This window comes from Microcoleus sp. T3_B1 (genome assembly GCF_036700445.1).
Classification (GTDB): Bacteria; Cyanobacteriota; Cyanobacteriia; order Cyanobacteriales; family Microcoleaceae; genus Microcoleus.
Window position 1 is genome coordinate 1,243 of the sequence record NZ_JAUBOX010000141.1, and the last position, 9,543, is coordinate 10,785.

A 9,543-nucleotide genomic window follows, 5' to 3' on the forward strand; every position below is an offset into this window, starting at 1 on the left:
ATTATTGCTTGTGGGGAGTAGGGGTTGGGCTTCTCGCCCGCCCGCAACGGGCAAGATGCCCGTTCCACAAGAAATATTATTGCTTGTGGGGAGTAGGGGTTGGGCTTCTCGCCCGCCCGCAACGGGCAAGATGCCCGTTCCACAAGAAATATGATGATTTGTGGGGAGTAGGGGCTGGGCTTCTAGCCGGCCCGCAACGGGCAAGATGCCCGTTCCACAAGAAATATTATTGCTTGTGGGGAGTAGGGGTTGGGCTTCTAACCCGCCCGCAACGGGCAAGATGCCCGTTCCACAAGAAATATGATGATTTGTGGGGAGTAGGGGTTGGGCTTCTAGCCCGCCTGTTAAACCCTCATTTATATTAGTAGAAACAATCGGATTTTGAGCCAATCCTGACAGCAAAAAACCCATCAACGGCTGACACCGATCGCCACAAGCGCCATAAAATTCTCCCTGTATCTTATCGCCAGATGGTGGCCCCCACCAAAACTCAGCCATTGCCAGCGGTTTCAGATGGTGTACTGCCGCGTAGTGGAGCAATTTTGGCGCGCAACAGTCGCCGGTGCCAGTGGGAATAGAATTTGTTGGCATCAATGAGGAGATGGAGCTCGATTTCCCCAAAAAATTCATCAGAGTGTAAGCCGCGTGCATTTGCGTTTGAAGTTCGCGGGAAAGTTCTTTTCGCTGCTGTTTTAGCGCCCGCATCCGTCGATCCGCAGCTTCAATTAATTGTTTTAGGGGCTGCAATGTTTCATCCCGCTGTCGTTTCAATTGTCTGCGTTCAATTTTCTCCAAACGGCTTTCTTGATTCAGTTGTTCCAGGGCAATTTCTAGTGTTTCTGCTGTGAGAGTTTGACACAGTAACTGGCGTTTTTCGTCTCGCTGCTGCTTGCAATTGCGATGCCGATCGCTCAAAACTTGCATTTGCACTTCAAACTCCCGAAATAAGGCTTCATACTCTTGTCGCTGCGGGAGTTGATTCAGTGCAATAAGTTCCTGTTTCATCTCCTCCAATTGAGTTAAGGTGCGGGCTTCCTCGAAAGCCACACGAGCTCGTCCCGGAATCGGTGGCACCCAGCCTTCAACAATGCTGCAACCATTCAGCAGCCCGGAAAATGCTTTGAGTATCCCCTGTTCCCCCGAAGGCCTCTCCACCAGTAATATGCCGTACATCTTCCCTTCGCGATCGTAGGAATCGTCAGCCGCCAGGTACTGCATCAAACCCCGCGCGAGATCCTCGGACATTCGAGTGCGCGGCAGTCTCAGCAGCTCGCCACTTTGAGGACAACGGCCTTCGTACCAATAATTCGGCTGCGAGTCGATCGACTCCCAATGACAGTCCGTGACATCTAAAAGCGCGTAAAATTCTAACATATTAAATTTGGTTTGAAATCTGAATTAGGACATATCTGCTTGTATCCTGGATGCTTTCGGTCAATCTATTTTAGATTTTAGATTTTAGATTTTAGATTTTAGATTTAAGCATTGACTTGCGCGAGATAAATTCGGGGGGCAAGTTTCATCGGATACAGGTTTTTTATTTCACCGGTCCTGAGTCTGCTTTCGGAATGAATCCGGGGGCTTGTATCCTGGATGCTTGATTGTCAATCTAAAATCTAAAATCTAAAATCTAAAATCGACTGACCGTATCTTACAGGGGTGTACCGAAAGTGGGAAGGGTGCATAATTTTATACCTACTATAATTAAGTAAAAATGATTGGTCGCACCAAGCCTGATATGCTAAATTTGTTTCCAAACAGCAGCGAGATTAAGAAAAGCATAAGTTAATATATAAGACCGCAAGCTTGTTATCCCACTAAATTTTTTATGTGCAAGGCGTATGCCAGACCTCTCGACTTCGGCTCCTGAAAACTCCTCAAACCCCCAACCAGCTCTGCTGCCGCCGATTTTAAGAATTTTTGCAGCATTTCCAGATTACGATCGGGGCAATAGATTGTACGCCGCAGGAAGGTACGAAGCGGCAGTCCTTTGCTACGGAAAAGCGGTTCAAATTAAGCCGGACTGGGCCAGGGCGTGGCTGAATCTGGGCAAAGCTTACAAGCAACTGCATTCCTACGCAGAAACCGTAGCCTGCGCCGATCGAGCTACAGCAATTAATCCCGAAGAATACTGGGCTTGGATGCTGCGCGGCACAGGGCTGTTAAGTTTGCAAAATCACTCAGAAGCGATCGCGGCTTTCGACACCGCAATTCAAATCAATTCAGAAAAGCACGAAGCTTGGTATCAGCGAGGCAGAGTTTTAGAGGAATTGCAGCAGTGGGATGCAGCCGCAACCTGTTACAAAAAAGCAACCCAACTTCATCCGAATTTGCCCGCCATGTGGTATCGGCAAGGCAATGTGTTGGTTCAAGCGGAGCGTTACCCTGAAGCCGTGGCGGCTTTTGAGCGCGCGCTGAAACTCGTCCCGACTAATTGGGAAGCTTGGCTGAACCGAGGTTTGGCTTTGATGAAAGCCGAACGCTACGCTGAAGCTGTAACTTCTTACGATCGCGCCATTCAACTGCAACCACAAAATAGTCTGGCTTGGTTCAATCGGGGCATTGCTTCAGCAAAATTGCACAAATATGCAGAAGCGGTGACAGCTTACGATCGCGTACTGCAAATGCAACCGAACGACTGCGAAGCTTGGTTTTATAAAGGAATGGCCCTCAAACACCAGTGGGCCGACGCGGCAATTGCTTGTTTCGATCGGGCAATTCAAATTAACTCTTTTTATCCCGAAGCATGGATCGGGCGCGGTCAAACACTGTCAGAATCGAGAGATTTTGAAGGGGCGATCGCTGCTTTTGACCAAGCCATTCAAATTAATCCGAATTTTCCCGAAGCTTGGCTGGGTAGAGGCATCGCCCTAGCAGGATTGGAACGGTACAAAGAGGCAATTATCGCTTACAGCAATGCCCTACAAATTGAAGGTAATTTTCTAGAAGCTTGGAACTTGCGAGGCGAAGCTTTGGAAAAATTGCAGCAATACGAAGAAGCGATCGCCTGTTTTGATAAAGTAATCTCTCTGACTTCAGAAGCAGAAATTACATCAAAAGTAGGCTTGCAACAAGGCGCAGCGCTGGAAAAATTGCAGCGTTACGAAGAAGCCGTCGCAGCTTACAACCGCGTAATTAAAATCGTGCCCGACAATTTTGAAGCTTGGTTGAAACGCGGCAACGCTTTGTCAAAATTGCAGCAGTACGAACAAGCTCTAGCATCATACGATCGAGCAATTACTATCTGGCCGGATAACTATCAAGGCTGGGTACAGCGAGGTCTGATCCTAGGGGAAATGCAGAACTATTCCCAAGCACTCGTCGCTTTTGACCAAGTGATTCAACTCAAGCCAGACAACTGGGAAGCTTGGGCGCAGCGGGGCGACGTTTTGCAAAAATTGCAGCGAACTCAAGATGCCATTAGCTCTTACGGAGTCGCCCTCGAAATCAAACCCGATTACTACGAAGCTTTAGTTAGTCGAGAAGAATTGAGACTCAAGGGCGCGATGTCAGGAAAGTGGTAAGGAATGAGAATTAAATAACTTACAATGCGTGATGGTTCTTGTGGGATGGGCGTCCCGCCCGCCCTTTCTGGACGGGCGGGACGCCCATCCCACAATAACAATTAAAATTGTAAGTTATTTAATTCGCGATCCTTAATATCATGTCCGATAGATTGACCATAATATCCCGGCAGTTAATCTGTAGGGTGCGTCGCTGCGAAATATTGGTCGATAAAACTTACAGATTGACGGGTGGCGACGCACCTTACACGGGCTAGAAGATTGTGTGTACCACATCTACATGGAATATGCTGTAAATGAACAATTAACAATCGAATTAAGTTGATTATGCGACAAAGATAGGGATTTTCTAACGCCAGATAACTTGTGATAAGCTGATGCACATCAGCTTAATATCATGTCCGATAGATTGACCATAATATCCCGGCAGGGCGGGTTTTTGAGATTGTTAATTATTGGCAGATATTGTTGGTGAACCCGCCCCTACCTGATACCATTTCTCTAAAATCGTGCAACACTCTTCGACCCCCCCTAACCCCCCCTTGCAAAGGGGGGGAACAAGAATACTGTTGCATTCTTTTTTAAAATTGGTATGATTTGGGGTAATCGACCGGACATGATATAATTCTTACTTTTTTATATAGCATTACTCGGAAATCTCTGCTTCAAGACAGGCATTACCGGACAAGGTTTTTGCTCCTGTAAATTCTCTGGTTTGTTCCAAGTAAAAGGGCCTTTTTTCTCCGCCGCCATCCACAACAAACTTTTTGCTCGCGTCATCGCCACATACAGCAGTCGAAACTCTTCTGCTGTTTTCAAATAACCTGCTTGTTCCCACGCTTCGCCTAGATTTGGTAAAGGATATTTTTCGTGCAAACTTGCTCGAATTTGTGCTCTCGCTACCTCTGCTAAAGTGAAATCTCCTAAAAATCGGGTTTGCGGCAAAACTCGCAAATTTCCGGGGATGGTTTGTTCGTGCAGAAACGGCAAAAATACGCAATCCCAATCTAATCCTTTAGCTTTGTGCATGGTAATAATGGTTAGTTGACCTTTGCTGGTATAACGTTCTTCTATTTTGTCGTCGGCATCCACAGGTTCAAATCTTTCGGAACTCACAATTTCGCTAAGTACACCCAAAATATTCCGCATTGAATTGTTGCCGGCTGTTTGGATTGCTACCCGTTCTGCTAATTTGTCGGCGGTGGCTAATTCTGTTTGGTCGTATTGCAGCGCTAAGGCTAAGAAGGAAATGATTTGGTAGGGTGGCAGTTCTAAGCTAGCTTGCAGCAAACCGCAGCAAAAATAGCGACATTTGCGAACCGGGTCTGACTGCTGGGGGTCTAGGGGGCCTGGGTAAAGGAATTGTTCGGGGCTGGTAGCAAAAGCATTGTAGTCTTGTTTGGGAATCAGTTGTCGATCGCTCAAAATCTTTAACGCTGCTTTCAGGTAGTCTGGAGAGTGGGGGCGATCGAGAAATTGCAGCAGTGTTAAGATTTCCCAAGGTACTTGAGAATGTCTGTCGCGTTCTCCCACATCCTCAATTTTAATCCCGTATTTCCGCAAATCAAAGCTTAATCCGTGTTTTTGAGGATTTTCTAGCACTTCTTTGATAAACTTACCTTGTTTGTTTTCCCGCACCAAAATAGCCATCGATTTCAGATTCTCTAACGGCAATTTTGCGCTATTTTCCCCCTCGGTAGGTTCAGGGTCTGATTCGATATTTTTGCCATTTATTCCAAATTCAAACTCTGCGGGTAAAAATTCTTCTACTAACTCAATTACCCGCTTGCCAATCAACTCAACTGTATGGTAAATATCGCGGGGAGTATGCAATTCTAAGCCTCGACCAATGGGAGCAGGATTGGCATTTTGCTGCGGGTCATCGCTGGGTACTGGCTTAATAGTTTGGTCGCGAAAAGGCTTTTCATTTTTCGCTAATTCCGAAGCATTTACCCATTGCAACATAAAGTTAGCGGCATCGATAATTACTTGGGTGCTGCGGCCTGCACCGTCCATAGTCGCTAACTTATTCTCTACTTCGCACTCATCACAAAATTGGTTAAAATAAATCGGGTCGGCGGGAGTGAAAGTAGAATTAATCGCTTGATTTGGGTCGCCAACTCTGATAAAATTGGGAGGTGAGGTAGGATGATCTGGATCGATCGCCAATGTTTCCAAAAGCCGAGTTTGCAAAGGTGTCGAATCTTGGGCTTCGTCCTCAAAAACGGCAAATACTTGCTTTTGCTCGATCGCCCTCGCCCTCGGATTGTCCAACACCCGCAAAGCTGCTAAAATCATCTCGTCATAATCGATGAATTCCCGACTCCTCAACAAAGCCTGATATTTTTGATATAAACCCCCAGCTACTGCTAAAATCTCATAACCATCCCCCGTATCAAGAGCGCTCATTTCTAACAACTGTTCGGGAAACAAACCAGAAGATTTCGCCTCGTGAATAACAGTTTTAGCTACCTGTGGCAAAATTTCTGTCCGCAAAACCGATTGTCGCCGCAGCCTCTCCGTTTCTTCTCCGTCGAATTGCTGTCCTTCCAACAAAACTTGATATCTGCGGGGATTTTCGGCAATCCAAAGTTCTACACAGGTACGAATTAATCGGTGACTTTGAGTGGGAGTAACTAAGGTTGAATTTTCTAAATTTAAACCAGACAAATCGGGATGGCGCATGGCAATATTCAAAGCTAAACCGTGCAAAGTGTGCACTGCAAAACCGCCTTGAGATAAAGACAATTCTGCCAATCTTTCCCGAATTTTAGCTTTAATATTAGCAGCAGCCGATCGCGTAAATGTCACGACAATTAACTGGCGGCGGCTGTGAAGCCCGTTGCGGGCGATCGCAATTGCCGACGCAGCAGCCATTCCCGTAGACTTCCCGGCCCCCGGAACCGCAGAAACAGCAAGGGGGCCGCCTTGCCAGTCCGCCATGTCCTGCTGGCCCGCACGCAAGCTTTCGCGAATTTTAAGGCAAGCTTGTTCTCGCAAAGCTGCGGCAGAGTCTAACCCAGAGGAAATGTTGCCAGGGCGATCGATATTCGTTGTCGATCGCATAAAATCAGAATCAAATTCATCAGTCATTATTACATCCGCATTTATCTGCGTTCATCTGCGGTTAAAAATAAAAAAATCTGCAACCTCTACCGTTTCCATTTCGGTATCGGCTAAACTAACACGATCTATTCGAGCTTAAATTAAAACCAGCATAAAATTCAATACCCAAGCCTTTTTTAGAGGAGTCACCCAAATGAAAACTCACCTCAAAATCAATTCCCCCCCGCACCCAGGGCTGTTTCATTCTCACCAAAAACGAGGTTTTTGTAGGGGTAGTGCCCCCGTGCCTACCCCCGCCACCAACCAGCGCATGGGGGTTTCAGGCCAAAAGGGCCGGCACGGGGGCGCGGCCCCTACCAAGAATGAAACGGCCCTGCCCCCGCACCAGCCAAACCCAAACTCAGCCAACAGCAGCACAACTCGTTTGGCTGTGGCAGTATTCTTAACTTTATCTTCAGCCATTGCTTTGCCTAGCTGCGGTGGAGCTACATCCAGCAGCCATGAAAACCAAGTTGCCGCATCGGCTCCACAATCGGCACCAGCACCGGAGCCAGCAGCCCAAAGGTCAAAAACTTCTGGTGCATCAAAAAAAGCAGCAGAAACTCCAGCAACCCGTCCCCAACTAATTAAAAAAGCCCAACTCAGTGTAGTTGTTAAATCTATTGACGCCAGCACTAAATCTGTTACCAATATTGTCGAAAAACAGCAAGGCGATATCTTGGGTTTCCAAAATCAAAAGCCTCCGGATTCCAGTGTCCGCCAAACCGCGTCTGTGGAGATTCGCGTACCTCAAGAACGTTTAGAAACAACTTTAGACGCTTTGGCAAAACTCGGAACTGTAGAGAACCGTTCTCTGACGGCTGAGGATGTTACCAATCAATTAGTTGACAGCGAGGCTAGGCTGCGGAACCTCCGCAAATCGGAAGAAATGGTGTTAAAAATTATGGAGCGATCGGGTTCTGTCGGCGATGTACTCAAAGCTGCTCAAGAGTTGAGCAATATTCGGGAGTCGATCGAACGCATTGACGCTCAGTTAAAAAGTTTGCGAAATCAAGTAGCCTATTCGACTATTAGCTTAACTCTAGAAGCAGCAGTATCGGCTCAACAAACTCAGGAACCTTCTCTAGGTTTGCGGGCGCAGGAAACTTGGGGGAAAGCGACTCATTCTGTGGGTGAATTGACGCTCGGTTTGTTTGGTTTGGGTATTTGGCTGTTGGCTTACAGTCCTTATTTGCTGTTAATTGGGGCTGCGGTTTACGGCTTTAATCGATTTAAGAAACAGCATTCTGTTCCGACAATTCAAGAACCGAAACCGCCTCAGTAGTCATTAGTCATTAGTCAGTAGTCAGTAGTCATTAGTCAGTAGTCAGTAGTCATTAGTCATTAGCCATTAGTCATTAGTCAGTAGTCAGTAGTCATTAGTCATTAGTCATTAGTCATTAGTCATTAGTCATTAGTCAGTAGTCATTAGTCAGTAGTCAGTAGTCATTAGTCATTAGCCATTAGTCATTCCACCCACATAAAATTTATCTATTGTGGAACAGCAGGAAAACCCGTTCTTAACACCAACGACAACTGCCAACTGACAACTGCCAACTGACAACTGACAACTGACCACAGTCAACTGACTAATCATCAATTTGCCATCCATCTTTGGTATAGTCTTCATCCACAATCTTTTTCGGACGCATCACCAGAACAACTCGCCCCAATATCGGAAAATCAGGGGATTGTTCAAACCAGTGCAATTCTAAATTGCCAGCGTTATCGGCTAGGAAATAACTCTCAGCATCCCACTGTCTTTGGGCTCGATCGGCAATAATCAAAACTTCTTCTACTTTGCCTTGCAACGGTACCGGCAATTTATCGCTCATTTCCAAAACCGCCACCGGATCTTCAGCGTTCAAAATTACCTGCCATCCGGGAATCGCCACCCAAGCTCCGGCTCCAGAAAATTTTACCATTCGGAACGGCTCGATTTCCTCCGGCAAAGGCACTGCCAGCAAATCTCTCGTAGAAAGCGGCAATTTGCCCACAACCGGGACAATCCGGGGCAATTGTTCCTCGGTATCGAGCCGGTAGACGGGCAAGCGGGGCGCTTCCCGTCTCGGAACTACGGTAAAATCGACGAGCAACTGCTCGATTTGCGCCCTAGCGGTTTGGCTGCTAGCTAATTTTAAACCGCGAGCAATTAAGCGCGATCGCTCTTGCAAATCGCTTTTCTGTCTCGCCAATTGCCAGCATTGGTAAGCCATAGCATCGCCGGGAGTGTCTGTGAACCCTTGGGGAAGACTCCCGAAGTGCGAAAACTCCTTGATCGCTTTAGCAACTTGGCGAGCATCGTCAACATCCAAATTGTGGGTTAGCATCAAACCAGCCGCCCCGGCCCGCTCTACTTGAGAGAGAATCCGAAACTCGTATAAGATATCGCTACCTTTTTTTAAGAAGTGCGATCGAACTTCCTCTGAAGCCCCAGCATTGACCATGCTGGTGTAAACTTGGGCTGCGACGCTTACTTGATTTTGCTGAATTGGCTCAAAACCAGTTTCTTCAAAAATCCTTTGAGAGTTGTAGCCAGCTTTTAGCAGTGCTGTGCAGGCTTGTCCCCACTCTACCCAAGTGCCTTCTTTTCGGCGGAGCGAGCGAATTAACTTTTCGGCATCCACAGCATTGGTGGAGGGTGCAGATGCAGGAGGGGAGGAATCTTGCGGTGTATCAGTCATAATTGAATCAAAAACTAGCGCTAAGTTATGTGTGATTGGATACCGGCAAGGCTCGTGTCGCGGCAGAGCGATAGATTAATAGTAAGTGAGTTATGAGACTATTGTTACCGGAAAACGAGAGGAAAGCCCCCGACTTCAGGCGTGGGGATGAACTCGGCAGCGGATGCGGCCGCCTACAGTCTTAGAAAAATCCTGGTTGATTTCTAAAAGCATGATATGATTATATCATG

At 47.0% G+C, this 9,543-nt stretch carries 5 protein-coding genes; 2 read left to right on the forward strand and 3 right to left on the reverse strand.

The genetic code is table 11. The annotated features are described in order from the left end of the window. Nucleotides 1–1,374, reverse strand: a 1,374-nt coding sequence (locus QT990_RS34485; protein WP_333148236.1) for an RluA family pseudouridine synthase, incomplete at its 3' end; no start/stop codon positions are given. Nucleotides 1,375–1,841: 467 nt separating this feature from the next. Here QT990_RS34485 and QT990_RS34490 point away from each other — a divergent pair. Beyond that, nucleotides 1,842–3,524: a tetratricopeptide repeat protein gene (locus QT990_RS34490; protein ID WP_333148238.1), complete on the forward strand. Its 1,683-nt coding sequence runs from the start codon at nucleotides 1,842–1,844 to the stop codon at nucleotides 3,522–3,524. A gap of 636 nt (nucleotides 3,525–4,160) precedes the next feature. Here QT990_RS34490 and QT990_RS34495 read toward each other — a convergent pair. Continuing rightward, nucleotides 4,161–6,617 (reverse strand): ATP-dependent helicase, encoded by a 2,457-nt coding sequence (locus QT990_RS34495; protein ID WP_333466340.1) that lies wholly within the window; start codon nucleotides 6,615–6,617, stop codon nucleotides 4,161–4,163. Between the two features lie 166 nt (nucleotides 6,618–6,783). On the opposite strand from QT990_RS34495, the gene QT990_RS34500 reads away from it, so the two are divergent. Then, nucleotides 6,784–7,914, forward strand: coding sequence for a DUF4349 domain-containing protein (locus tag QT990_RS34500; RefSeq protein WP_333147196.1), 1,131 nt, complete (start codon nucleotides 6,784–6,786; stop codon nucleotides 7,912–7,914). 304 nt (nucleotides 7,915–8,218) lie between these two features. Here the strand turns inward: QT990_RS34500 and QT990_RS34505 are convergent, their stop codons facing one another. Further along, on the reverse strand, nucleotides 8,219–9,313 hold the full coding sequence (locus QT990_RS34505) for a RuBisCO accumulation factor 1 (protein ID WP_333147194.1): 1,095 nt from the start codon (nucleotides 9,311–9,313) through the stop codon (nucleotides 8,219–8,221). Nucleotides 9,314–9,543: the final 230 nt, after the last annotated feature.

What these genes read in the sequence shown, in the direction of transcription:
- QT990_RS34490 (WP_333148238.1), top strand. Translation starts at nt 1,842, where the DNA reads ATGCCAGACCTCTCGACTTCGGCTCCTGAAAACTCCTCAAACCCCCAA.
- QT990_RS34495 (WP_333466340.1), bottom strand. Translation starts at nt 6,617, where the DNA reads ATGACTGATGAATTTGATTCTGATTTTATGCGATCGACAACGAATATC.
- QT990_RS34500 (WP_333147196.1), top strand. Translation starts at nt 6,784, where the DNA reads ATGAAAACTCACCTCAAAATCAATTCCCCCCCGCACCCAGGGCTGTTT.
- QT990_RS34505 (WP_333147194.1), bottom strand. Translation starts at nt 9,313, where the DNA reads ATGACTGATACACCGCAAGATTCCTCCCCTCCTGCATCTGCACCCTCC.